The organism is Pseudoalteromonas sp. Z9A5, from assembly GCF_011378875.1.
Lineage (GTDB): Bacteria > Pseudomonadota > Gammaproteobacteria > Enterobacterales > Alteromonadaceae > Pseudoalteromonas.
The window spans coordinates 300,985-327,674 of sequence record NZ_WTLC01000001.1 but is presented as its reverse complement, the minus strand read 5'-3'; the positions used below and the strand labels follow the sequence as shown (position 1 = coordinate 327,674).

Below are 26,690 nucleotides of genomic sequence, written 5' to 3'. Positions count from 1 at the left end.
ACCGAGCAGTATTAAATACTAGACGTCGAGGCAAGCTCACTGACTTCGATGTGATAAATGATAGCTAATCATTTATCAATGAGAGATACAAGACGCCGAGCTTGCTCGCGTGAAAAGCGAGGCTTTTAATATATTTAAAACCACCATAAAACAAAAACCGATGTTTAAATTAAACATCGGTTTTTTTAATTGAGCTGATCGCTTTACTTTATTCGTTGAGTTTCGTTTCACTCAATCTACGTTACTTTCCTATCGCTTCTTTGGCGAACAGGTGTTTTATTGGTCCGAGGTTATCAACTAGCGAAAGCCCGACTCCACGAATAAGTTTTTTAAGCGGGTTTGCACCTTCAAACAACTCTTTTAGCCCTTGCATCATCGCAATGTGTTTTTGTGCATCGAGCTTACGGGTGCGCTCGTAATCTCTAAGTGCACGAGGGCTGGCAAATTCTTTCGTATCGCTGCTTAATAACTCAATTAAATAAGCGGCGTCTTTTAGGCCTAAGTTCATGCCAAGACCTGCGAGTGGATGAATAGTGTGTGCAGCATCGCCAATGAGTACCACTTTGCCTGAAACCCATTGTTGGGCGTAGCGCATTTTAAGTGGAAATGCAGCACGTTTACTTTGTACTTCACACAAACCACATTGACCGTCGATGGCTGCCATTACAGCTTTATTAAAGTCGCTGTCATCCATTTTAAGTAACTCATCACAATGGCTTGGGCTTGTAGACCATACAATAGAATGAGTATTGGCATCACTCAAAGGTAAAAACGCCAAAGGTCCTGTTGGTAAAAAAACTTGGCGTGCGGTGTTTGCATGTGGCTCTTTGGTTTTTATTGTCGCGACTAATGCATGGTGATCGTAATCTTTAAAGCTAAGTGCCATATTAAATTGCTTACGAATAGCTGAGTTTGCACCATCGGCCGCCACCAGCAGTTTTGCAATAATTGGCTCACCACTTTTTAAGGTAATAAATACATCCGATTCACTTTGATGTATTTGCTGATATTGCGTATCGAATATTAACGTGGCATTGCTTTGTTGTTCAAGCTGCTTTATTAGCGCATAACGAATAACGTCGTTTTCAACAATATGACCTAAATACTCAAGATCAAGCTGTTCGTTATTAAAGGTTATTTTACCAAAGCTGTCGGCATCGCGAACATCCATATGTGTATATGTACATGCTCGCAGTGCAGTAATATCTGCCCATGCGTTCAATTGCTCTAACAAAGTTTGACTTGCAATACTCAGCGCACTTACACGTGAGCCATATGTATCTGTAGGTAATGCTTGCGTTGGTGCTGCGTCTAACACAACAACGCTTATATTTGCTTTTGCCAAACCAAGTGCCAGTGTTAGCCCCACACAACCGCCACCTACAATACAAACCTGTGCTTGCTTCATAAACGCCTACCTTGTTTAACTTGCCCCATTAACTGTTTAGCTAATGGTGCTTTTAATGCTGGAAATAACCCCATCGAAAACAACCCAATACTACGTCCAAGTGCTAACACGCGTGATGAGTTTGAAAATAACCTAACGAGTGCATCGGTTAGGGTCATCACGGTTTTTATGTCATCGCGGCGCTTTTGCGAGTATTCATGGGTAAAGGCATAACTACCTAAATTATGCAGGCTGTTTGCGATTAAATCGTTAAGCACTTGCACGTCGCGTAAGCCTAAATTAAAGCCCTGCCCTGCAATAGGATGAATAGCATGAGCAGCATTACCAATCACTACTGTACGATGCGCAGTAAGTGACTCTACTTGCCCGTACACTAATGGATAACTTGTACGCTTACCCACTTTGGTGAATAGCCCTCCTCGGTAACCAAAAGTGCTTTGCAGTGCACTTAAAAATGCTTGCTCGCTAAACTCCATGTGCTGCTCAACCTGCTCTTGGCGCATACACCACACTAACGAATAACGGTTATTGCTCATTGGTAATAACGCTATAGGACCATTTTGCGTAAAACGCTCAAAAGCCTCGTTATTATGTCCACCGCCAACTTCTATATTGGCAATTATTGCACCTTGATCATAAGGCTGAGTATTAAAACCAAGCCCAAGTAGATTGCGTGTTGGTGATTGTGCGCCATCAGCAATAACTAATAGCTTTGCATTTAATTGCTCGCCACTTTGGAGGGTAAGTATATTGCTATGCAGTGTTTGCTCAATTGCGGTTACACTATCGGGGCAATATAAACTAATATTTGACTGCGTTAAACGCAGGTGTAGCGCACGACCAAACGGATTAACCTGAACCACATAACCTAACGAAGGTTTAGCAAACTCATTGCAATTAATGTGCGCTTTACCAAAGTGACCTCGATCAGACACACTCACTTTTTTAATAGCAGTCGTGTAAGTTGCACTTTGTTCAAATAAATTGAGGCTTTGTAAATACTCTACCGATTGCTGAGCTAGTGCTATGCTTCTGTCGTCAAAGCTTGGATGATAGTCGCCATTAACTTGATTAGCCTCTACAACCGCAATATTTAACGCGGGGTTAGTTTTTGCCACACTTAATGCGCAGCTTGCTCCCGCTAAACCACCACCAATAACAACTACATCAAACTGCTTAGCCACTAGATTCTCCGAGCTTTATAGGTTTTTAGTACTTTGCATAAGTGCTTCTATATCGCTAATTTTTTTAGGTACGCTTAAGGTTAGGTTTTCGTGACCCGTTTCGGTAACTAATAAGTTATCTTCGATACGGATACCAATACCTTTATATTTTTGTGGTGCGTTTGAGTCTTCGCTTATATATAACCCAGGCTCTATGGTAAGTACCATACCTGGTTCAAATGCACGCTCAACATTGTTTTCTTTGTAATCACCCACGTCATGTACATCAAGCCCTAACCAATGTCCTAGTCCGTGCATGTAATATTCTTTGCACGCCCCTTTAGCCATTAACTCATCAAAGTCGCCGGCTAAAATACCTAAATCGAGTAAACCTTGGGTCATTACTTCCATTGCTAATTTATTAGCGTGCGACAAATAACCTCCGGGTTTTACCTCTTCAAAAGCCACTTCCTGAGCTCTAAGCACAACATTGTAAAGCGCGGCTTGCTCTTCGCTAAATTTACCATTTACCGGAAATGTACGAGTAATATCGGCGGCGTAACCTTGTAACTCGCAACCTGAGTCAATAAGTACCAGATCACCATTTTTTAGCACGTCGCTATTTTGCGTGTAATGTAAAATATTAGCATTGTCGCCGCTGCCAACAATAGTGCCGTAAGCTGGGTGTGGTGCGCCGTTCATTGCATAATGGTGATGTAGCTCTGCTTCTAATTGAAACTCAGTAGCACCCGCATGAGAATAACGCATAGCGCGCATATGACCTCGAGCGCTTATTTCACAGCCCTCGCGCATAATTTCTATTTCGCTTGGCGATTTAAACAAACGCATTTCGTGAATAAGGCCGCGTATTTCTTTTAAAGTACTCGGTGCTTTGAAGCCTTTTCGAGAGCCACTTCGAAGCGTACCTAGTAACGAAAACACTTTAGTATCAAATGAAGGATAAGCACCTTGTGCAAAATAAATAGCACTTTTTGCATTTAGCATATCGAGTGTCTTATCGTTTAATTCACTTAGTGGGTAAGCTTCATCAAACAGATAGTCACTTTTAGCTTTATCAAAGCCAACTCTGCGGCCATGCCAAATTTCTGCAAGCTTGTCTTTATCTAGGCAAAATAAAGTACTGGGTGCATCACTGTTATTACACAGTACTAAAACAGCGTCGGGTTCGTTAAAGCCAGTTAAGTAAAAAAAGTCGCTATCTTGCCTAAATGCATATTCGGTATCGCGGCTGCGCGTCACTTCGCTCGCAGCAGGAATAATAGCAATACTGTTTTTATCCATTTGTGCAAGCAAGCTTTCGCGGCGCGCTTTAAATTCTGACTTCTGTATTTCAACCATAAATAACAAACCCGCTTTACTGTTTAAAAAGTAAATGTTTAATGAAGTGTTTTTTTAGTATTTGGTGCTTTTTGCTCTTTGCCTAATTCAGCAAAACAAAGCAATGCCGATACACGCACATATTCAACTACTTCATGCAGCGCTTGACTATCTTCTTCGGTTTCTTCAAAAGTGGTATCTAAGCGAGTGATTTCACTAAAGTCAGTAATAACCTCTTTAACATCAGTCGACAATTTACCGTAATCCTTTTGCTTTAAACCAAAGCCAAGCATAAAGCCCGCTACCCATGATACGAGACCATTAGCCTGATCGATGAGTGTTTCATCGTCGCTTGGTAAAAACAAATCAAATTGAAACTCTTCATCATTAAAACTGGCAACTACTTGCTTATAAATAGTACCAAAAAACTGTTTTAAATCATTACTAAACGATTCACCATCGTTAAATACGTCGCTTAATAACCCTAAGTATTCTTTATCATCTATGCTCAAACCACAGGCAAGTAATCCACTAATAACACCGTGCGCTTCAGCTGGTGATACAAAAATTTCGTTTTTTTCTAAAAGCAGTTGGGCTTTTTCGTAATCTGGTAAATCGCTCATAATTAAATCTTCACTTTGCTAGTTAAGGTAATGCTACCACTGGCTAAAAAGCAACTCCAATTAATTGTATGATCAAGCTCAAAAACCAAGCTATAAAGTAAATAATGGGTTAAAGATGCGGGAAAACTAGCCGAACGATATCTTTTTTTGTATTTGGGGTTTAAGGATTCGATTATGTCTTATATACTTAAATTGTTCCCTGGGGTACCGGAGCTTAGTTAAGTCCCTGAGCCGATAAATTTTATACTAGGGTTTTTGTTCGTCTACTATTGTGCAGGCTCGGCATGTACCGAGAAGCCTACGGTAAACCGCAGATTCCCGCCTTGAAACCTTCTGGTTTCAGGACTGAAACCGAGGACCGTATCTTGGGGAACACCTTTAACTAAAGCCTATTTTTAAACGCATTCTAATATTATTTATCCTCTTTGTATCTCATACCTTATTTTTATTTACGTATTCCACTTACCAAGCTTGATTCTCTTTTTTTAACCTATAATACCAATCCGTAATAATACTTGATCATTTTGAGGGGCTAAACGTGTCGCTACCTGCGTTAAAAAATTCTCATTTACGACTGCATGGATGCAGAAGGTAGAGCAATGCAGGAGCAATTGCCGAGAACAACTAAATAACGAATTTTTTGTCTAGCTATCAGCACGTTTTTCCAGCCTCAAAATAGATCACTTAATTAAGCGAATTGGTATAAAAAATAAAAAAGCTGCAGGCAACTAATTACCTACAGCTTTTATAATCACTCTATTCTTAGAATCGTTTATAACTGTTATTTAAACCAATTTTGAAAACGCTCCATTAGCATGTAGTTTATTGGTACTAGCAATAGAGTAATGAAAGTTGCAAAAATAATCCCGAAACCTAAGCTCACCGCCATTGGTATTAAAAACTGTGCTTGAGTGGCTTTTTCAAACAGTAATGGCATTAAACCAATAAAGGTCGTTAAACTGGTTAGCATTACAGGGCGAAAACGCGATGCACCTGCAATTTTAACCGCATCTAATAACTTCCCACCTTCACTACGCTTTTTATTAATAAAATCAACGAGTACTAATGAGTCATTAACAACAACACCTGTTAACGCAAGCATTCCCAGCAAACTCATAATGCTTAAGCTCATTCCCATAATCCAGTGCCCCACTACCGCACCTATCATGCCAAATGGAATTACACTCATTACTATAATTGGTTGTAAGTAAGATTTGAGCGGTATAGCTAATAATGCATAAATAATAAAAAATACAAACACAAGCGCCCAAGCCAATGACCCAAACGACTCTCGTTGCTCTTTAGCTTCGCCTTCTAGTTTGTAATCTACTCCAGGATACTGCTGCATAAGTCCATCTAAATACTCCGTTAGATCAGCTTGAAGTATAGTCATGTTGGTGTTATTTTTTTCGATATCGGCTGTTACGTTTAATGTGCGGTAACGGTCTATTCGATTAATAGTTGATGGGCTTTGCCCTGCGGTAAGTGTTGCCACATGCGATAATGGCACAGAGCCACCAGTAGGCGTATTTATAAGTATATTTTGTAAGTCGGCAACTGAGCGACGCTCTTCAATAGGTAGGCGTACCATTACACGTACGTCATCCCTGCCTCGCTGAATTCTCTGTACTTCTGAGCCAAAAAACGAGTTACGTACTTGCCCTGCTACATCTACTCTATTTAACCCTAGCGCTAAACCTTGTTCGGTCAGCTCTATTTGCAACTCTTCTTTACCGTCAGACATGCTATCTGCAATATCAAACACAGTTGGATAAGTTGCTAGGCGAGTTTTAATATGATCAGCAACATCTTGTAAAATAGTGAGTGATGTACCGTTAAGCTGCACGTCAATAGGGTCAGAACTTCGCCCTGTTTCAGCTCTAAATGTTAAACTTTCAGCGCCTGGTATTACGCCAATTAAATCGCGCCATTCACTAGCAAGTTCCAAGGATCCGATATCTGATTCACGTTTTTCGGCAGGGGTTATCTCAAAGCGTACAGAACCTGAATTAGATACACCGCCACGCCCGCCTGTTGTGGCTAATATATTTAAAATAACGCTTTCGTCAGTATCTGGGTCGCGGTATTTATCTTGTAATTGCTGCGCCTTTTTCGACATATCAATTACGTATTTATTAGTTACTTCAAACGGCGTACCCGTTGGTAATGTTAAATTAACGACTATTGTTTCACTTGGTATGCGCGGAAAAAATACAAACTTAGTCCAACCACTGGTGATCATAGTTAAAATTATAACAAACACACCAATAAACAAGCTTACCGAAGCCAATTTATGGCGTAGTGCTAAGTTTAAAGTGGGTTGATAGTATTTTAAAATCGCGTTTTCAAATCCATCTGCAAAACGCTGTTGAATAACATCAAACTTTGAAGGTTCGCCTTTTTGATGGCGTAGTTTTATATATTTTAAATGTGCTGGTAATACAAATTTAGATTCAATAAGTGAAAATAGTAATACCGGAATAACTACTACCGGTATTTGGGCAAATAAAGCACCACGCGCACCTTCAATAAAGGCAAGAGGCAAAAATGCAGCTACGGTGGTTAGTACACCAAATGTTACTGGTGTTGCTACTTCTTGAGTACCTAAAATTGCAGCTTGTTCGCCCGACTCTGCTGTTTTTAAATGGGTGTAGACGTTTTCACCGGTAACTATGGCGTCATCAACAACAATACCTAGTACCAAAATAAAACCGAATAAGCTCATTATATTAAGCGTTACGCCAAATATAGGCATTGCTATAAATGCGCCCATAAACGAAACCGGAATACCAATAAACACCCAAAATGCAATTGCAGGGCGTAAAAATAAAGTAAGTAAAGCCAGTACTAAAATACCGCCTTGTAACGCATTAGTAGTAAGTGTAGCAATTCGGCTTTTAACTATTTCTGAATCGTCATCCCAGTAACTTAGTTCAAACCCTTGTGGTACAGAACTTTGTTGCTCTTTTATATAATTTTTAACATCGTCAGCAACAGCAATAGCACTTTGCGGACCTATACGATAAACATCAATAAAGGCTGCTTGTTTACCATTAAAGCGCGTGCGCACTGGGGTTTCTTCAAAATCATCTTTTATAGTTGCTATATCACCTAAGCGAATAATAGTGCCATCAGCTTGGTTTTTAACAACAATGCTGGCAAATTCATCTCTACGGTACGCTTGCCCTTTAGAGCTTATAAGTACATCGCCGCCTTCCGTTTTTAAGTTACCAGCAGAAATATCAGAACTCGAATTTGCAATAGAACTTGATATTTGAGCAAGACTTAAATTGTATTGACGAAGTGTATCTTGGCTTACCTCTATTGCTATTTCGTAATCGCGTACGCCACTTAGCTCTACCTGAGTTACATTTGGCAGACGTAGTATTTGGTCCCGAACCTGCTCAGCAAATTCTAGCGTTTCTTTTTCACCGTAATCACTCGATACACTAACAGCAATTACATCTCGTATACGCTCAGCTAGAGCAACAATTGGGTTTTCAGCATCACTGGGAAAAGTATTAATAGCATCAACCCGGCTTTTTATATCAGCCAATAGTTCGCGTGGATCATACCCTGTTTCTACTTCTACTGTTACCGAGCCAGAACCCTCAGAAGAGCGGCTAAATATTTGCTTTATGCCCTCTAAATCTTGAACGGCTTCTTCTATACGAATTGTTACGCCTTGCTCTACATCCTCTGGTGTTGCACCTCGCAAACTTACGTTTATGCTTATCATGTCGGTTTCAAACGAAGGAAATACCTCAAGTGGTATTTTACTCGATAAACTAAACAGACCCGACAGTAGCAACGTTACTAGCAACAAATTAGCAGCAACGTGGTTTTTGGCAAACCAAGCTATCATTGTTTATCTCCTTGCTTTGCTGCACGGCGTTTTTTTAACTCTTCAACACTAATATCCTGCTCTTTTGCTTTTTCCTCAAGTTGCTCAGTTGATAAGCGCTTTCCTTTACCTTGCCTATTAGCTCCTCGGCTTTTAGGCTGCTCAGCACCAGCCTCACCTAAAATACTTACTTGTGTACCAGAACTCACCTGCCCAAGCGGCGTAACAACGACCCTATCATTCGCTTGTATACCGGTTTTGATCATTGCTTGTGTAGCATTTTGCCAAGCGAGTGTAATATCTTTACGTTTAAGTACACCCTCTTCAACAACATAAACGTACGTCCCTTGATAAATAGTACTGTTAGGGATTATAAGTGCGTTAGGTATTGTTTTACCTGTGATTTGCGCTTTTATATATTGTCCTATTTTTATAGGATACTGATTATTAGCAGTTGATTTATATGGGTCATTAATTTTAGCAACAACATAAAGCTGTTGTGCACTCTCATCTATTGCACCTTCAGTGCGAGATAGTTGTCCTTGCCAGGTTTGTTCACCAACCAAGTCAGATCTAAATTGAACTACCGAGCCGCCTTGATTCTTAGCGCCATCGCGATATTGCTCAGGTAAATTTACGAACGGAAGATCTTTATTTTTAATTGGTAAACGAATTTCTACGCTGTCTATTGCGTAAATAGTAGCAAGTTGCGTGTTATTACTAACAACCTGACCTAAATCAACACTACGGCTAAGTATTCGCCCAGCATATGGTGCTGTAACTTCTGTACGTTCTAAATCAAGCATCGCTTTTTCAAGCGCTGCTTGCGCCGATAAAACTTCAGCTTCTGCTGCTGCTAACTGAGGCTCACGTAATACTAAGCTATTTGCTTGTGTTGAATCACCAAGGCGCTTCCAATCAGTAATAGCTTGTTGTCCGCGCGCTTTTTCTTCCAGTAAGCCTTGCTCTGCTGTTAATAAATCAGCTTGTGCTGATTTAACTTCAGCCTGATGATCTCTATCATCTAACTTTAAAAGCACGTCGCCTTTTTTAAAAAAACCGCCTTCTCTAAATTCATTACTTACGTTAATTATTTGTCCTGATGCCTGAGCTATTAACAAACTTTGAGTACGCGGCTTAACAGTGCCATAGCTATCCACCATTACTTGGTAGCTTTGTGGCTTAATATCTAGCACAGCAACACTTATAATAGCCTTTGGTGGCGAGCCAGAACGTTTAGTTTCTGGCGGGTTAGCTTTAATAAACATAACAATTAAAAGGGTGGCAACAATAACCACTGCTGGAATAATAATTTTTGCTGTTTTAGTTTTCATCGTTATTGCTCTTTAGTTCACTTGAGGGTTTTGCAAAATCACCACCAAGGGCAACGTGTAAGTTAATTCTGTTAGCTATTAATTGGTTTTTAATGTCGATTAAAGAGCTTTGTGCATCGAAAGAACGGTCTTGTGCGTCAAGTACAGTAGTGTAAGTTACTAAGCCACTTTGATATTGCTCAAACGATAACTGCTCTGCTGCAAGTGCGTTTTCTTGCGCCTCAAGGGTGCTGCTATATTGTGACTTAAGAGACTGCTGCTGTGAAATCGCATTTTCTACATCACCAAATGCATCGTAAAGTGTTTGCAAATAGAGTTGCTCTTGCTTTTGTGTATTGAGCCTAGCTATTTCTTCATTCGCTTTTAAGCGTCCACCTTCAAAAAGTGGTGCAGAAATACTACCAAGCAGCGACCACGCGAGGCTTGATGGCGAAAATAAATCGCTCACTCTGTCGGTGCTATCACTTAAGGTGGCTGTTAAATTTAGACTCGGAAAGCGTTGCTTATGTGCATAAGCCAATGAGGCATCAGTAGCTAAAAGTTCATACCAACTTGCACGTAAAGTTGGTTTACGCGTTATAAGTTCAGAAGGTAAACCGAGCGGAATTTCTGTAGTAATAACAGGCAAATCACTACTTGCGGTAATAGCACCTTTTGGATATTCACCTAATAAGCGCTCAAGTACACGCGCCGAAGCCGTTAAGTTCGCCGTTTGAGTAGCAATGCGAGCGCGTTCAGTATTGAGCTCATTTCGGGCTAAATATACATCGAGTGCTTCGTTTATACCTTGGCGGTAACCCGATTCTATAATATCAAGGCTCTGCTGGGCATTCGCTTCTCTGCGTTTAAATAAATCGAGTAATTGTTGCGATGTAACAACATCAAACCAGCCTGTTACCACATCAGCAACGAGTTGCTGTTTAGCTTGCTCAAATCGTGCCTGTTGCGCTAAATAAGTAAGGTTAGCTTCACGCTTTGAATCAGAAAGCTTGCCCCATAAGTCCACCTCATAAGTTAGCTCTAGACTTACTGAACTTGCATTATCGTAGCTCACTGGGCGGTTGTCTTTACTGCGGCTAGTACGCGTTGATAAATCAAGGCTAGGCCAAAGCGCAGCACCCGATACAATAAGTTGCTGTTTTTGAATTTCTACATCGTAGCTAGTTTGTAAAAGCTGTTGGTTGTTTTTAAGTGCTTGTTCTACAAATTTGTTAAGCGTAGGGTTTTGTAACTGTGTAAGCCACTGCTCTTGTACTGTTAATACCGAGTTAGATGCTTTTTGCTGCCATTGCTCCGGCACATTATTAGGAGCTTGGTCTCGCTGCGACGAATTTAAATTACTCGCACAGCCACTGAGCAGCATCACACTGATTGCCAATAAGGTTGGCTTGCATTGCCAAATCATAATTAAACCTAAATTACTGCTATTTATGAACGTAATTCAAGCACTTTGGCAATATTTGCTCAACTTACTTTACATAACATTACATAGCTAGCGATGAACTAACATAATTGATAGTTATACGGTAAAAATAGACAAATGATCAGCACTTTTTAATGCTCAAAATATAAATATAAACGCTACGTATTAATATTTAAAGCAGAGGTAGGTATGCATTTTTAAAATCTACCTTACAAAAAATACAGTAGAAACTAAAAAGCCTCGCATAAACGAGGCTCTTAAATACAACTAACTAAGATACTTTTTTAAATCATCAAAGTTATCTTTATCTATTTTTAACGACTTTAATATTTTTTGTACGTTTCTACCGCATTGGTTGCCCTTTACTCTAAGAGGGTTAGAAAAAACGAGGTCGCCGACTAATTTATTATTTTGCATTTTCCAATCAACATAAACCGCTAACGAGCGATCGCCATCCCATTTATCACTAGTTGCCCTATAATTAAGTGCCTTACATGCAAAGTAAATATCTTTACCTACAACATAATGGTCAATTTTTACAAGCTTAGACATATAGTAATTAGCTGATTGCGTAATATTATGATCTGTTTCAAGTATAAATTCAGCTATGCCTGAATCTTTAATTTTAATATCGTTGACCATGCTGTTCGCTTTACCAGGGCCTATATTAGTACCAGCATAAACATCAATTTTTTGTTGTTTATTTAAAATTAATATACCCGATTTCTTTCCAGATATTCTGTTTAAGAGTTCAAACTTCCAGCCTAATGTAATGCACTTAGGCTCAGTTCTTCCTTTTCTCTCAAAGTTAATTAGCATTTCATCTTCGAATGATTTTTTAATTCGTAATGTAGATTGTTTAATTATTGTAGGGGCTTGAATACCAAATATTTCTATCGCTCTTTCGAGTCGCATTTTATTTTCTAAAAAGTCTGCGTTATGTTGCTTTACTGATATTTTGAACTCTTTGCTTTCACTAGCGCTTTTAGCCAGGATATAAATATCAGTTTTACATTCTCCTTTTTCTGATCTTGGTTTTCCGATATTTAGCACTGTGTAGCTTTCATTATTAAATTCGAATACTTTGCTGTTTTTAAACAACTTTATGAGTGAAATTTCAGTGTTTGAATAATTTATTATACCCATTTTAATCCTTTAATATATTCGAGTGAATTAAATTGAGTATATCAAACAATTAATATATGTCTGTATTTCGATTACTATTTAGTCAAATCATAAAATAAAAATGAGTTCAAAAAACAATCAGCTATTATTAAACATCATCAGAAAAGTTAGTCCCTACTCCACTATCTTTAAAATTATCAAAGCTATTAATAAATGCAAAAGGTATAAAATGAGTCATCGAAATATTTACTTGAGGAAAAATTGAGGTTGCTTATTCTTTTTAAGTTTAGGTACGACTCCTAGCCTTAACAATTTTCAATTTCCAGAATATACAGTTCTAAAAAACGTGAATACGTAGATTTTTTACATAAAAAAACGACCAGCAAAAGTTACATGGTCGTATTAAATTATTTTTTAAACATAGTAAATAGTTAGACTACTTTTTTATATTCATCTCTAAATGCTCATATATACTTTTTGCAATTTCTTTTGCAAAACCAACCGCAACGGCGTTGCCGATCATTTTGTAACCATTTGCGACATTTTTATAGTAAAAAGTAAAGTCATCAGGAAAGCCTTGAATTCTGGCACACTCCCTAACACTCAGTCGTCTATAATCATGTCCATCTACAAATGAAAATTTATTTGTCTCAACCTTAGTCATTACAGGCGCGCTCGGATGAATAGGCGCATGCCTCCCGCCCGCTTGAATAGTAAATGATGGTTGATCCCATGTTCTAACCCTATTACGAGACATAAACATTGTAGAAAAACCACCAATCATGTATTCGTGATTTGGTATTGATAGATCTAAATTTGGTTTTTGTTTTTCTTGAGCCGGTGTGGCTTTGCCATCTAAATCTTTAATAATATCTTTTAAAAACACTTTATCCGCTAAAGGCTCTGGAAAAGTAAAATCAATATTTAAATCTTTTTTAAATCCGATAAAAATAACTCGCTTTCTATCCTGCCCAACACCGTAGTCTGATGCATTGAGTAATTTAAAAAATAAATCATACCCTGCCTCAGAAAAAGTATTTTTTATACCTTCTAGCGCATCACTGTGTTTTGGATGTAGCATACCGCTGACATTTTCAGCAAGAAAAAACTTTGGCTGCTTGTCTTTAAGAATACGAATGAAATCAAAAAACAACTGACCTCTATGATCGTTTATACCTCTACGCGCACCAGCTTCACTCCAGCTTTGACAAGGTGGACCACCAATAATCCCATCACAATCAGGAACTTCACTAGAATCAACAATAGCAATACTACGGCGATCAAGAGGTGTTGATAAATGGTTTTTTTCGTATGTTTCCCAAATATCTTTATCATATTCGTTTGCATATACAATAGAAAAACCAGATTGTTGAAAACCTAAATCAAGTCCACCTGCACCTGAAAAAAATGATGATACTTTATACATAGAATTATAATTTCTTCTTGATATCTAGAGAGCAAATATAGTTTAAAATAAACTGTATGTAAACACAGCACTTATCCATTTATAATAACATTTGGTATTAAGTATTTCTACGAAATACTTAGCCCTAAACATCTCGCAAAGATGTGTTAGGAGTACAGTTTTTAAATTTAATATGCTGCTAAGAATTGTTCAACGGGGTTTAGTAACGCAGTGTAGTTTTTACTATTAGGAAGTAGCTTAAAGCTTAGATAAAGATACAAAAAAGCCCTAACCAAGGTTAGGGCTTTTTGCTTCTTACGAAAAATGGTGCCGACTAACCGAGTCGAACGGTTGACCTACTGATTACAAGTCAGTTGCTCTACCAGCTGAGCTAAGTCGGCACACAAAACTGTGTGCTAAGGCACTTTCAATTTTAAAGATTGAGAACTTTATAATGCACTTAAAATAAAAAGCCTTGCATAAGCAAGGCTTTAAATAAATGGTGCCTCGACGCGGAATCGAACCACGGACACGAGGATTTTCAATCCTCTGCTCTACCGACTGAGCTATCGAGGCACATAAACTGTGCGAGTTAATTGCAAAAAACTCTACATTTAACTTTAAAAAATGGTGCCGACTAACCGAGTCGAACGGTTGACCTACTGATTACAAGTCAGTTGCTCTACCAGCTGAGCTAAGTCGGCACACAAAACTGTGTGCTAAGGCACTTTATCAATTTTAAAGATTGATAACTTTTAATAAATGGTGCCTCGACGCGGAATCGAACCACGGACACGAGGATTTTCAATCCTCTGCTCTACCGACTGAGCTATCGAGGCACATAAACTGTGCGAGTTAATTGTAAAAACACTACATTTAACTTTAAAAAATGGTGCCGACTAACCGAGTCGAACGGTTGACCTACTGATTACAAGTCAGTTGCTCTACCAGCTGAGCTAAGTCGGCACACAAAACTGTGTGCTAAGGCACGTATAATAATATTAAATCTTATTGATTTCAAACATTATTATTTAATAATGGTGCCCAGACGCGGAATCGAACCACGGACACGAGGATTTTCAATCCTCTGCTCTACCGACTGAGCTATCTGGGCGTGCGGCGTATTAAACGAGTTTTGCCCTTACAAGTCAACTTTTTTTTTACCCTTTATAACTGTTTGAACGGTTTTCAGCCAGTTGAGTCTATTTTTTATTAATAACGTTTATTTTTCCTACAAAACCAGACTATAACTATAATAAATATAATTAAACCAGACTAAAACCGTAGTGAATTAATATTTGTAAATGTTACGATCACTTTGAAAAATACGATAATAGCTTATCGTAGCCAACATATACCAACGGGAACAATTAATGCAGAGTAAATTCTCTTCACCGGTTAAAGGCTTACTGCCACTTTTTTTGGTCATGAACATTGCAGTAACAACACTCGCTATTGTTGCCTATTCATTTTACTTACAAAATGAAGAACAATCTGAAAAAATAGCAACTCCTATCGATATAGCAACGCTTGCAACAAGACTCGACTTGCCGATGGTCGATGCTTTAACGATGTATGGACAGGGAAAAGTAAAACAACTCCTCGATTTAACATCGTTATTAACTGATGATTTAGAATATACTCTGTACCGTTTTAGCCCAACGTCACAAGCAGAATTAGTTTACAGCAGCACTAAACCAGCAATCCCTTCAACTGGATTAAAAGAGCATTTAGTCGAACAAGGTATTTTACATCATATTTTAACTTTGAATGATCAACCTATTGGTGAGTTAATCATTCAACAAAACCTGCCGCCACCAGCATTAAGTGCACAAAAATCTCAAGTTATTGCATATATAATTGCAATTGCCAGTGTAATCTCTCTATTTATATTAGCTTTATTATTTAATATGCACATTAATATTCGCTTGCGTAAAAGTACTGGGTTGTTGAGCGAAGAACTTCAAGAAATAACCGAAACAGATAATTACAATAGTAGTGTAAGCGAACGTTTAGATATTGGTTTAGGTGTAGTAGCTCAAAATATTAATTTGCTCCTGCAAAAAGTTCAAACTGTAATGGCAAGTAATGACTCTTCACAAAAAGAATTACAAAAGCTCCAAAATGGTTTAGAAACAGAAGTACATAACCGTACAGTTGCACTTGAACAAGCAACATTAAAAGCCGAGCGAGCAAACGATACCAAAACAACCTTCTTAGCGACCATGAGCCACGAAATCAGAACCCCTATGAATGGGGTTATTGGGACCATTGATTTATTGCGTCAAACAGAGCTTGATGGCGCACAGCATCGTTTAAGCACTATTATCCGTGAGTCTGCCTTTTCTTTATTAAGTATATTGGATGATATTTTAGATTTTTCTAAAATTGAAGCCGGTAAATTAAATATAGACCCCACACCTTTTTCAATAACAGATACTATTGAGGAGGTTGCTCGAGTACTTTCTTCAGTGGCTAAAAAGCGCGAGCTTGATTTAGAGCTATCAATAGCTCCTGATATCCCTATTAACCTTACTGGTGATACGGTAAGAGTTCGCCAGGTACTCTATAACCTTTGTAGTAATGCGATTAAATTCACAAGCACCGATGAAAAAACACAAGGGCACGTGAAAATATCAGTCGAAGTGGCGCATAACACGGCTGATCACTTTACTTTACGCTTTTGTGTAACTGATAACGGCAAAGGAATGAATCAAGCGCAACTACGCGAAATATTTAATCCCTTTATTCAAGCTGAAAACTCAATTACTCGAGAATACGGCGGTACTGGCTTAGGTTTATCAATCTGTAAGAGTTTAACGGAATTAATGCTGGGCACTATAAACGTTACTAGCCATATTGGTATTGGTAGTGAGTTTATCGTTGAGTTGCCATTTAGCACTTCAGGAAAGATTAAATACGCTCACAAAGGCGCATTAAACGGCAAACATATTGTTGTTGTGAGTAATCATCTTGAGCGCGAAAAAATCATGTATCGTTATCTATCTTTTATGGGCGCTAAAATAACGTATGTCCATAATGAACAAGAAATTGCAGAGCATCAAGATGATACAGATATAATATGGGTAGTCGATGGCATAGATAATATGGACGCTATTAACGCGCTTTTAAGGCGTTTACTTTACTCTTTAGAAGATAACAACCAACAAGCTGTTGTGTTAAGTAAATTAGACGAAGCGGCAATTAACCATAAAAATATTTTTTATATTAATGCCGCACCATTATGTAAATCTAATTTTATGCTCTCGATACTGGTAGCAGCAGGTTTGCATCAACCAAAACAAATTAAAAAAGCTAAAACACTTAATAACTTTTTAAGCACCGAACAGGCTCGTCAAGCTAATAAGTTAATACTACTTGTTGAAGACAACCTATTAAACCAACAGGTTTTAACTGATCAGCTGCATATTTTAGGTTATGGGGTCGAAGTTGCTAACGACGGTGAAGAAGGGCTTAATATGTGGAGAAAAGGTAACTACTCACTTATTTTAACCGATTTACATATGCCTAAAATGTCGGGTTACGATATGGTCGAAAAAATCCGTAATGAAGCCGAACTGTTAGACTCCATTGATGCCCAACCTCATATTATTGCTGTTACAGCAAATGCTTTAAAAGGCGAGAAAGAGCGCTGTTTAGCGGTAGGCATTAATGACTTTATTACAAAGCCTATAGAACTAAATTCTTTAGAAGATACATTGAAGCGCTGGAGTAACAAACAAAACCAAGGACAAAATGTAGTGGCGCATCAAAATATGGCACTACCGATAGACATGGAAGCAGTTGCTAAATATGTAGATGGAGACAAAGCTAAACAAGTCCGCTTTTTCAAAATGTATTTAGAGCAGAGCCAAAGTTTAATTAAATCTATTAACTCGGGTGTAATGGTAAGTGATTTAGACGAAATAGTTGACGGTTGTCATCAATTAAAATCCATTTCAAAAACAATTGGTGCGCAAATGGTTGCCGACCTTGCCAGTACTTTTGAAGATAAATGCAAAAAAGATGAACTTACAACTGATGAGTTAATTAATTTAAGAGATGAATTAGAAATTGAATACTCAAAGGCAGCTCAATTTTTAAAAGAGCAAGTTAAAATCGCTGAACAAGAAGACGAACTGGTTGATTAAATAAATGAGCATAAAAAAAGGGCTACATAGCCCTTTTTTTAAATTCAGAAAATATTACTTTTCTGGTGGTCTATAACCTTCAATTTCTACATCTTTATCTTCAAACAAAAATCCAACCATTTGTTCTTCTAAAAATATGCGATGCTCTGGGTCCATCATATTTAAATGCTTTTCGTTTATAAGCATTGTTTGTTTATGTTGCCACTGAGCAAAAGCTTCTTTAGAGATGTTGTTAAAAATCTTTTCGCCAATTTCACCTGGATATAGTTGAAATCCAAGACCTTCGGCTTCTTTTTGTAACTTTTGACAAAATACGGTACGTGCCATGATTGATTCTCTTTAGCGCTAAATGCCAATAGTTTAACCTATTGGTGCAATTTGTTTAACCAACTTTTTAGTTGGGGCAGCCAAACCCACTTCAACTGATTGATCTAACGGATACCAAACTAACGGCCTGTCATTAACTACATCGGGAATATTTTTAATATTAAGGACATGCGGATTAATAGTCAGCTCAAAATGCGAAAATACATGTGTAAAAGGCTCAAGCGCACTTAAGTTAGCTTCTAGCCCTTGCTGTGCTATAAATACTTCAAGTTCGTTAAGTTCGTTAAATTCAAAAAAACCAAATAATCCTCCCCAAATTCCTGAATTTGGTCTTTTTTCCATTAATACTTTGTTGTCACATTGAATAATTAACTGATGGCAAGCCTTTTTAGGAACCGCTTTTTTTGGTTTTGAATGAGGAAATGTTTTTACTTCCCCCATTTTATAAGCGCCACAGCGTGAGTTTAACGGGCATGCCTGGCAATCAAAACGGCTTCGAGAGCATAAGCTTGACCCTAAATCCATCATAGCCTGATTAAACTCTGTAACATTATTTTTAGGTGTTAGCTGCTCACTTAAATGCCACAACTGAGTTTCTACTTTTTTAACACCATACCAACCTTCAACCATAAAAAAACGAGCTAGCACTCGCTTAACATTACCGTCTAAAATTGGATGATGCTGCCCTAGCGATAACGATAATACAGCACCTGCAGTTGAGCGCCCTATTCCAGGTAAATCAATTACTTCTTCAAGCGTTGTAGGAAACTGTCCATTATATTTATCGCGCACTATTTTAGCTGTTTTATGTAGATTACGCGCACGAGCGTAATAACCTAAACCAGTCCAATGATGTAGTACCTGATCTTCATCCGCATTCGCTAATGCAATAATATCGGGAAAGCTTTCCATAAATTTTTCAAAATAAGGAATTACAGTAACTACTTGAGTTTGCTGCAGCATCACTTCAGACATCCATACTTTATAAGGTGTTTTTGCTAATTGCCAAGGTAATGTTTTTCGACCATGAAGGTGATACCAATCAACAACTTGGTTAGAAAACCAATTTGATTGTTCTTTATTTAAATCCAAAATATTTTACTTTCACTAATGCTCAATGGCGGCTCAGTCTATTGCAGTTATTAAAAAGATCAAGCTATGAGGGCTGTTAAATCAGCTAAACCTTGTGATTGGTGCGCTGGTCAGGGATAATACTCAACCATTTTTAAACACATTGTTTTTGTCAGGCCAATAATATGAGTGAATCAACCAACAGTAATCTTGAGCAAGCTAAGCAAGAAGGTAAATACATCCGCACTATTCGCAGTTTTGTAAAACGCGAAGGTCGATTGACCAAAGGTCAAGCTGCTGCAATTGAAAAATGCTGGCCAACTATGGGCTTAGAGCATAAAAACGGCATGCTTAATTTAAGTGAGGTTTTTGGCAACAACAATGATGTAGTGCTTGAAATTGGCTTTGGTATGGGCAAGTCACTTGTAGAGATGGCAAAAAATGCACCACATCTAAACTTTATAGGCATTGAAGTACATCGTCCTGGTGTTGGTGCTTGTTTAATGGATGCTGACGAAGCTGGCATTACTAATCTACGTATTTTTGAGCACGATGCAGTTGAAGTACTTGCCGATTGTATTGCTGAAGAAAGCTTAACAACATTACAATTATTTTTCCCAGATCCTTGGCACAAAAAACGCCATCACAAACGTCGTATTGTACAAGGCGATTTTGTTGAAAAATTACGTTCGCAATTAAAAATGGGCGGTGTTTTTCATATGGCTACTGATTGGGAAAACTACGCAGAGCATATGCTTGAAGTAATGCAGGCAGCGCCTGGTTTTAAAAACCAATCTGAAACGAACGACTATGTTCCACGCCCTGATTTGCGTCCGCTCACTAAATTTGAGCAACGCGGCCATCGTTTAGGTCATGGCGTATGGGATTTAATGTTTGAACGTACTAAATAACTTAATACTGTTATTTAATTTATCAATAATACTAAAAAAACTGTAAGGCAAAGTCATTTATGAGCATATTAACCAACCCAAGTTCACTGTTACTTCGAAATAGCGAGGAACTAACGGGGAAATCTATCTTGGTGGTCAACTTTGCTCAGGATGGCTTTTTAACCGAACTTAAAAAACTTAATCCACAAAGTAAAGTAACCGCATTTAGTTACAACCACGCTAATGGCGTTTTTGCTAAAAACACTAAAGATGTTGAGATATGTGTAAATCACATAATGACAGGTAATGACTATGATTTAGTTATTCTTTATTACCCTAAATCAAAGCCTGAACTGCTAATGGCGCTTGATAATATTCGAGCCATTATTACACCAGATGCTAAATTACTTGTTGTTGGTGAAAATAAAAGTGGTGTTAAATCGATTGAAAAACAATTAGCAGGAAAAACGGTTTATAGTAATAAAATTGATTCAGCAAGGCATTGTGTTCTTTACTCTTTTTCTGAAATAAAACAGCGCTCTAGCTTTGATATTACTGAGTACCATAAGCAATTTTTAGTAACAGTTGCAGACACAGAATTTACAGCTATTAGTGTACCTGGTGTATTTAATCACGGTGGTTTAGACATAGGCACAAAAGTGCTGCTTGAAAACGCACCGACACTTAATCAAGGTAAAGTACTCGACTTTGGATGTGGTGCAGGCTTAATTGCTACATTTTTAGGATTAAAAAATCCAGCACTAGATTTTCTGTGCAGTGATGTAAGTGCTTTAGCTACCTACGCCACTGAGCAAACTTTAAAGCTCAATAGCATCAAAGGTGAAGCTATATTAAGTGATGGTCTTAACAGCATTACTGGAAAGTTTGATTTAATAATTAGTAACCCACCATTTCATACGGGTATCTCTACTGATTACACGGTAGCTGAAGCGTTTTTATCAAATGCTAAACAGCATCTAACTAAATTAGGTAAACTGAATATTGTGGCAAATAGCTTCTTAAAATACCCGCCAATTTTAGAAACACAATTTGATAATTACCAAACCGTGTTCAAAAATAATAAATTTGCTGTATATAGCAGTTAAATAAAAATTAGCGGCGATAAATTAGTGTCGTTATATCTATAAATTAATCATTACAGTATATAGATACCAAACTACACCGATACGCAAAAATACTATTTTAGAGCCCTGAGCCAATAACACTCTAGTTAGTTTAAATGAATTTTAATCTAACAACTTTGATTATTAGGTGAGTATTTAAGGTACTCACCCTAGCTGATGAAAAATATAAAGATTAATTTAGTTTTTTTCCTCCACTTTCTCTTGTCTTTGCTAAACTAAAACTCTCGAACATTGAAAATAACTCAGGCGACGATGACATAATGCCTAAAAAAGTACATCAAAGTAGCATTCGTAAAGCATTAATAAATTTAATTATGCTCATAACTGCTATTTGCCTGTCGTTATCTATTTCTATTTCTACATACTTAAGCGTTAAAGAACAAAAACAATTAATAATTAATAAGCTTGTTATTCTTTCTGAAATTGTTGCTTTTGATGCTGGAAAATCTGTTGCGGATGATGATAGAAAAACCGAAGAAAAACGCCTAAAGTCATTTGATAAAATTCCCCTTATAAAAAACATTCATATTTACACAATTGAAAAAACATCACAGAAGCCGGTATTTTTTATTAGTTTTAATGCAAAAAAAACGCCCCCTGTTCCTCTTCGAATAGACAGTGTTAATGATTTAGCTGAGCCACGTATAACAAATGAATATATTGAGCTTATACGCCCTATTTCTCACAATGAAAAATTAATTGGCTATGTTTACATGCGAGGCAGCCTTGAAAGCCTTGATATTTATATAAAACATAAAATATTAATTGATATGCTACTAACTTTATTAATACTGGTTGTTGTATATTTTATTGCTGTAAAAACACAAAAAAGAATAGCAAAACCTATTGAGCATTTGAGCATGTTATTGCAAGACGTATCAAAAAATCATAACTATGATGCGCGTGCACCTATAACAAATGTGAAAGAAATTACGGTACTTTCAAATAGCCTAAATATAATGCTTGCCCGGACTCAAAAACAGCTTACTCGTCACGAAAAAGACAAAGAAGAAATAAAACAGCTAAACCAGAGCCTTGAAGAAAAAGTAAATCAACGCACAATCGCACTCAGAGAAGCCAATCAAGAACTGCTGTCGACCTTAGAGCGAATGCATCAATATCAGACTCAAATTGTTGAAAACGAAAAAATGGCATCTTTAGGGCAAATGGTGGCCGGTGTTGCTCACGAAGTTAATACACCAATTGGACTTGGGATTACAGGCTCTACATTACTAAGGGATAAGTTAGCTGATATTCAAATAAGCTTTAACGATCAAAACCTAACCTCTAATCAATTAAAACGATTTATAGATGAAGGCATCGAGAATTTAGATTTGATTTATCGTAACTTAAACCGCGCTGCCGATTTAATTGCTAACTTTAAAAAGGTAGCCGTTATTCAAGATGATGGAATTAAGAAAAGCATTAATCTTCATAAACTCATTAGTGACGTTTTAACATCAGTGCAATCAGAGCTTATTACTAAAAAACCGATAGTAACCGTTAACTGTCCTACAGACTTATTAGTGCAAAGTAAGTCAGACCCTTTGCAGCAAGTATTTCAGCAGTTACTAATCAACTCTGTTGTGCATGGCTTTATTGGCACTGAAAATAATGAAATTAAAATTGATGTTGAACTAACGGATAAAAAATTAACAATTATTTACAGTGATAATGGTCAAGGCGTGGATAAAAATGTTAAACATCGAATTTTTGATCCTTTCGTAACCTCTAAAAGAGGGCAAGGCGCAAGCGGTCTTGGTATGCACCTTGTCTATAATTTAGTGACTCAGGCTTTAGGCGGACGAATTCTGTTTGATTTAGAAGAAAAACACGGTGCACGCTTTATAATTACAATACCTTGAATAAATATCATTAAATAAGTATAAACTTTAAGTTTATACTTGAATTAACATTTTATGACCTCATTAAGAAGGCATGTGATAAAACTTGTAATGTTATTTAATTACATTAAATAATTAATACTTAGCAATTTATGAACTTTATTATCTTTGCGATATCACATACATTGATGAAAGGTTAAAAAATGATATAATTTCGATTTGAATTAGTCTGATTATTTTAAGCACCTTTACCTGATTGATCGATGTATCAATTTTTAAAGGAAATGGCTTCGACTTCGTAGTTCAAATAATTACATCCGTAAATATATCAATTAAACAGTAGCTTTTGCACAGCCCTTTTTAGGTAGACTTTGGATTCCTCTACTGTTTTATTTTTATCCAAATTGTTTTTCTTGTTAACAATTGGATATAATCTTATAATCTCTAGTAATCGATTTTATTGAATAACGTCGATTTTTTTGTACGTAAAACAATCCAAAAAGGTTAATTAATAATGCAAACGCCAGTCATTCTGATCGTAGAGGATGAAGACGTAACTCGACTAAACCTCGTTAGTTTATTTGAAGCTGAAGGTTACAAAGTTATTGAAGCCATTGATGGCGATGATATGCATGACAAGCTTACAAATAACGATGACGTCAATCTTGTAGTTATGGACATCAATCTTCCAGGTAAAAACGGTCTTATTTTAGCCCGTGAATTACGCCAAAAGCGTAAAGTAGGCCTTATTTTCTTAACCGGTCGTGATAACGACGTTGATCGTATTTTAGGTCTTGAAATCGGTGCAGATGATTACATCACTAAACCGTTTAACCCACGTGAGCTAACTATTCGAGCTCGCAATCTAATTACTCGTACTGCTTTAGGTGGTGAAGAGTCAATATTAGAAACAAATGGTGTTATTACGTTTAATGGTTGGGAATTAGACGAAAATAGTCGTTGCCTTACTTCTCCAAGTGGTGATGCTAAGCGTTTGCCTAAAGGTGAATATAGAGCATTGCGTTTAATGCTTGATTCTCCAGGTCGTATTTTTAGCCGTGAGCAACTAATCAAACATATGACAGGGCGTGAGCTTCGTGCAAACGACCGTACTGTTGATGTTACTATACGCCGTATTCGTAAACACTTTGAAAGCGATAACTCAACGTCTGAGTTAATCAGCACCATTCATGGTGAAGGTTACCGCTTCATTGGTAAAATCGACAGCTAAATTAGAATAACGTTACGTTACTCTAATTGTTGTAAAAATAAATGAAGGGCTTCTTGTCCTTCATTTATTTTATCCGCTAATACTTCCAACCACTCATTTAGTACTTCATCTGTTTCATCAATAGCACCATACTCCATTACTTTTGCATGTAATTGCACATCATTTAAGCCTACAGAACCTGCAGCTCCTTTAAGCTTATGCGCAACAGACTTATACTCTTCTCTATCGCCTGTATTTAATGAAGTAAGTAACTCTTGTTGATATTGCGGATTTAGCTTTTCAAATAATTGGCTGCTGCGCCTAAATACAACTAAGCCCATTGAATTAACAAAGTCTTCTATTGTTTCAACATCGAGTAAATGTGCGTTAATTCCAACAAGTGCTTCTTCGCTCACTTTTAATTGTGGTTTATCACATTCAACTTTTTTGATATCGAATAGGTCGGCTAACATTTTATCTAGTTTTACTGTATTGATTGGTTTAGCCAGCGCACCTTGTATGGATATACCTTTAAGATCTTCTTCGGCGCTTCGCACGTTTGCAGTAAGTGCAACTATTGGAAGTTTATCAAAGTGACTATCAGCCCTAATTTGTCTTGCCACTTCATCGCCGTTTATATCAGGCAATTGCATATCGAGTAAGACTAAATCTAAATCATCTTCAGTTTCTACAAAAGAGAGTGCGTCTTCACCCGTTTCAGCCCATAACACTTCGTGTCCACGTTGCTCTAGTAAGTTAGTTGCAATCTCAGCATTAAGCGGAACATCCTCAACTAATAAAATATACAAGCCACGACCAACATAGCTTTGTTCTGTTGGAGCTATACATAAGTTTAGTGGAATTTGCACAGTGAAGCAGCTTCCCTCGCCTTCCTTGCTATCTACCGTAATAACCCCTTTCATTGCACTAACTAATGCTTTAGTTACTGACAAGCCGATTCCTGAACCTATTGCATTGGTTCCTTTTAAATCAGGTGCTTTATAGTACATATCGAATATACGTGGAAGTTGTTCTTGTGGAATACCTTGTCCAGTATCCGATACCTTCATTATTAGCCAAGGACCTTCAACACGATTTTCGCGACTACAAACAAGTTTAACTTGGCCATTTTGAGTAAACTTAACAGCGTTATTAATAAGGTTCCAAACCACTTGGCGTAAACGAGTCGGGTCGAGTTGAGCGTAAACATCAAGCACACCATCACGTTCAATATTAAACTCTAATTCTTTTTGCTCTGCAATCAGACCTGCAAAGTTAACAACATCATTAATAAAGTCAGATACATTAATAGGGTTAGTCGCTATATCGAGCTGATCTCTATCTATTTTATCAAGATCGATAATATCGTTGAAAATATTACCTAATGTTTCAGCACTCGAAAAAATAGTATTACCCCAACTACGTTGCTGCTTGTTTAATTCGGTATCAAGCAGCATTCGCGTTAAACCAACAATACCATTTAACGGTGTGCGCAATTCATGGCTAAGAGTTGCAATAAACTTACCTTTATCTTTATAGGCAGTTTCGAGTGCTTGGGCAGCTTCTTTACGACTAGTAATGTCACGTCCAAAGCCAAGTAAGCCTATGTATTCACCTTCATCATTAATAAAAGGTAATTTACGTAACTCAAACCAACGCTTTTCACCATCTACGTCATAACCAACGTCGATAGTAATACCTTGATGAGTCTGCTCTACTTTTTTATCACTTTCGAGTACATCAGATAAAAATTCGCTTGGAAAAATTTGCTCCGCCGTTTTACCAATAAGTTCAGCACTGGTTTTACCCATAACTTCTTCAAACATTTTATTACAACCAGCAAACACACCATTATTATCGCGGTAATAAAATAAGTCGGGGGATGAGTCGACAGTAGAGCGCAGTAACATACCTTGCTGTGCAAGTTCTTGTTGTGTTTTTTTACGTTCAGCAATTTCTTTACGTAACTCTTCAATGGCGCGATGTTTAGCATGAAATGCCATTTTACGCTCATCTATCTCCATATTTAAACGGTTGATATTATCTTTAAGTGTTTGGTTTAATAACTTTTCTTGTTTTGTTGCGCTATCAAGATAAGCGTATGAGGCATCTAATTGACGAATTGAATTTAATAATACGCTTATAATTAATGGAGAAACCACTGCTGTAAAAAATATCACAGCTAAAATATCAACTAAATGAATTTCACCTACTGCAACATAATAAAACATGCTTGATAAAATAAGGGATGCGGTTAGCAATAACGCATAACAAATAGCGGCAGTTTTAAACTCACCAAATCGAGTTATTAGGCTGGAAAGAACTCGAACCCAAGGGCTCAAAGAATAATCGGTCATAGTTAAGTTTATCTCTTAGCTGTGTGCTTAAA

General features: G+C 37.4%; 17 protein-coding genes, 6 tRNA genes and 1 other RNA gene. 6 read left to right on the top strand and 18 right to left on the bottom strand.

Translation table 11 applies throughout. From position 1 onward, the window contains the following. Positions 1-241 precede the first annotated feature (241 nt). The 4 genes from GQR56_RS01535 to GQR56_RS01520 are packed head-to-tail and all read right to left on the bottom strand — an operon-like array spanning position 242 to position 4,532. Entirely contained in the window at positions 242-1,408 is a 1,167-nt protein-coding gene (locus GQR56_RS01535; protein ID WP_166108915.1) for an FAD-dependent oxidoreductase, read from the bottom strand. After that, positions 1,405-2,592, bottom strand: coding sequence for a 2-octaprenyl-6-methoxyphenyl hydroxylase (gene ubiH, locus GQR56_RS01530; protein ID WP_166108914.1), 1,188 nt, complete (start codon positions 2,590-2,592; stop codon positions 1,405-1,407). Before ubiH ends, GQR56_RS01535 begins: the two co-directional genes overlap by 4 nt. Positions 2,593-2,607: 15 nt before the next feature. Continuing rightward, positions 2,608-3,930, bottom strand: coding sequence for a Xaa-Pro aminopeptidase (gene pepP / locus GQR56_RS01525; RefSeq protein ID WP_166108913.1), 1,323 nt, complete (start codon positions 3,928-3,930; stop codon positions 2,608-2,610). A gap of 38 nt (positions 3,931-3,968) precedes the next feature. After that, positions 3,969-4,532, bottom strand: coding sequence for a UPF0149 family protein (locus tag GQR56_RS01520; RefSeq protein ID WP_166108912.1), 564 nt, complete (start codon positions 4,530-4,532; stop codon positions 3,969-3,971). Between the two features lie 193 nt (positions 4,533-4,725). On the opposite strand from GQR56_RS01520, the gene ssrS reads away from it, so the two are divergent. Further along, positions 4,726-4,908: non-coding RNA, 6S RNA (gene ssrS, locus GQR56_RS01515), on the top strand. Positions 4,909-5,313: 405 nt separating this feature from the next. On the opposite strand, the gene GQR56_RS01510 is transcribed toward ssrS, so the two are convergent. From GQR56_RS01510 to GQR56_RS01460, 11 genes are all read right to left on the bottom strand, one after another. Continuing rightward, positions 5,314-8,397, bottom strand: a complete 3,084-nt coding sequence (locus GQR56_RS01510) for an efflux RND transporter permease subunit (protein ID WP_166108911.1) — start codon at positions 8,395-8,397, stop codon at positions 5,314-5,316. Beyond that, on the bottom strand, positions 8,394-9,710 hold the full coding sequence (locus GQR56_RS01505) for an efflux RND transporter periplasmic adaptor subunit (protein WP_024611970.1): 1,317 nt from the start codon (positions 9,708-9,710) through the stop codon (positions 8,394-8,396). The genes GQR56_RS01510 and GQR56_RS01505 overlap by 4 nt, the downstream gene beginning before the upstream one ends. Continuing rightward, the gene (locus tag GQR56_RS01500; RefSeq protein WP_024611969.1) at positions 9,700-11,115 is read right to left on the bottom strand and encodes a TolC family protein; all 1,416 of its coding nucleotides are present in this window, start codon (positions 11,113-11,115) and stop codon (positions 9,700-9,702) included. The genes GQR56_RS01505 and GQR56_RS01500 overlap by 11 nt, the downstream gene beginning before the upstream one ends. Before the next feature lie 285 nt (positions 11,116-11,400). Next, positions 11,401-12,279, bottom strand: a complete 879-nt coding sequence (locus tag GQR56_RS01495; protein WP_206018054.1) for a hypothetical protein — start codon at positions 12,277-12,279, stop codon at positions 11,401-11,403. A 415-nt stretch (positions 12,280-12,694) separates the two neighbouring features. Beyond that, a complete protein-coding gene (locus tag GQR56_RS01490) occupies positions 12,695-13,684 on the bottom strand; it encodes a DNA cytosine methyltransferase (RefSeq protein ID WP_166108910.1) in 990 nt (329 codons plus the stop codon). 304 nt (positions 13,685-13,988) lie between these two features. Beyond that, a tRNA-Thr gene (locus tag GQR56_RS01485) sits at positions 13,989-14,064 on the bottom strand. A gap of 99 nt (positions 14,065-14,163) precedes the next feature. Further along, positions 14,164-14,239: transfer RNA gene (locus tag GQR56_RS01480), tRNA-Phe, on the bottom strand. A 52-nt stretch (positions 14,240-14,291) separates the two neighbouring features. Beyond that, positions 14,292-14,367: transfer RNA gene (locus GQR56_RS01475), tRNA-Thr, on the bottom strand. Positions 14,368-14,426: 59 nt separating this feature from the next. Further along, positions 14,427-14,502: transfer RNA gene (locus GQR56_RS01470), tRNA-Phe, on the bottom strand. 51 nt (positions 14,503-14,553) lie between these two features. Continuing rightward, positions 14,554-14,629 (bottom strand) — tRNA-Thr (locus GQR56_RS01465). A gap of 72 nt (positions 14,630-14,701) precedes the next feature. Then, a tRNA-Phe gene (locus GQR56_RS01460) sits at positions 14,702-14,777 on the bottom strand. A 259-nt stretch (positions 14,778-15,036) separates the two neighbouring features. On the opposite strand from GQR56_RS01460, the gene GQR56_RS01455 reads away from it, so the two are divergent. After that, a complete protein-coding gene (locus GQR56_RS01455) occupies positions 15,037-17,814 on the top strand; it encodes an ATP-binding protein (RefSeq protein WP_166108909.1) in 2,778 nt (925 codons plus the stop codon). A 54-nt stretch (positions 17,815-17,868) separates the two neighbouring features. On the opposite strand, the gene GQR56_RS01450 is transcribed toward GQR56_RS01455, so the two are convergent. Then, entirely contained in the window at positions 17,869-18,141 is a 273-nt protein-coding gene (locus tag GQR56_RS01450; protein WP_024612215.1) for an oxidative damage protection protein, read from the bottom strand. 33 nt (positions 18,142-18,174) lie between these two features. Beyond that, positions 18,175-19,236, bottom strand: coding sequence for an A/G-specific adenine glycosylase (mutY, locus tag GQR56_RS01445; protein ID WP_166108923.1), 1,062 nt, complete (start codon positions 19,234-19,236; stop codon positions 18,175-18,177). Between the two features lie 161 nt (positions 19,237-19,397). Between mutY and trmB the strand changes: the two genes are divergently transcribed. The 4 genes from trmB to arcA all read left to right on the top strand — a co-directional run bounded on the left by trmB (position 19,398) and on the right by arcA (position 24,322). Continuing rightward, positions 19,398-20,123: a tRNA (guanosine(46)-N7)-methyltransferase TrmB gene (gene trmB / locus GQR56_RS01440; RefSeq protein ID WP_024612213.1), complete on the top strand. Its 726-nt coding sequence runs from the start codon at positions 19,398-19,400 to the stop codon at positions 20,121-20,123. A gap of 59 nt (positions 20,124-20,182) precedes the next feature. Beyond that, a complete protein-coding gene (locus tag GQR56_RS01435) occupies positions 20,183-21,208 on the top strand; it encodes a methyltransferase (RefSeq protein ID WP_024612212.1) in 1,026 nt (341 codons plus the stop codon). Between the two features lie 299 nt (positions 21,209-21,507). Next, a complete protein-coding gene (locus GQR56_RS01430) occupies positions 21,508-23,112 on the top strand; it encodes a HAMP domain-containing sensor histidine kinase (protein WP_166108908.1) in 1,605 nt (534 codons plus the stop codon). Between the two features lie 493 nt (positions 23,113-23,605). Beyond that, a complete protein-coding gene (gene arcA, locus GQR56_RS01425) occupies positions 23,606-24,322 on the top strand; it encodes a two-component system response regulator ArcA (RefSeq protein WP_024612210.1) in 717 nt (238 codons plus the stop codon). A gap of 17 nt (positions 24,323-24,339) precedes the next feature. Here arcA and arcB read toward each other — a convergent pair whose 3' ends face one another. Further along, positions 24,340-26,658 carry an aerobic respiration two-component sensor histidine kinase ArcB gene (arcB, locus tag GQR56_RS01420; RefSeq protein ID WP_024612209.1) on the bottom strand — a complete coding sequence of 773 codons (2,319 nt, stop codon included), beginning with the start codon at positions 26,656-26,658 and terminating at the stop codon, positions 24,340-24,342. Positions 26,659-26,690 lie beyond the last annotated feature (32 nt).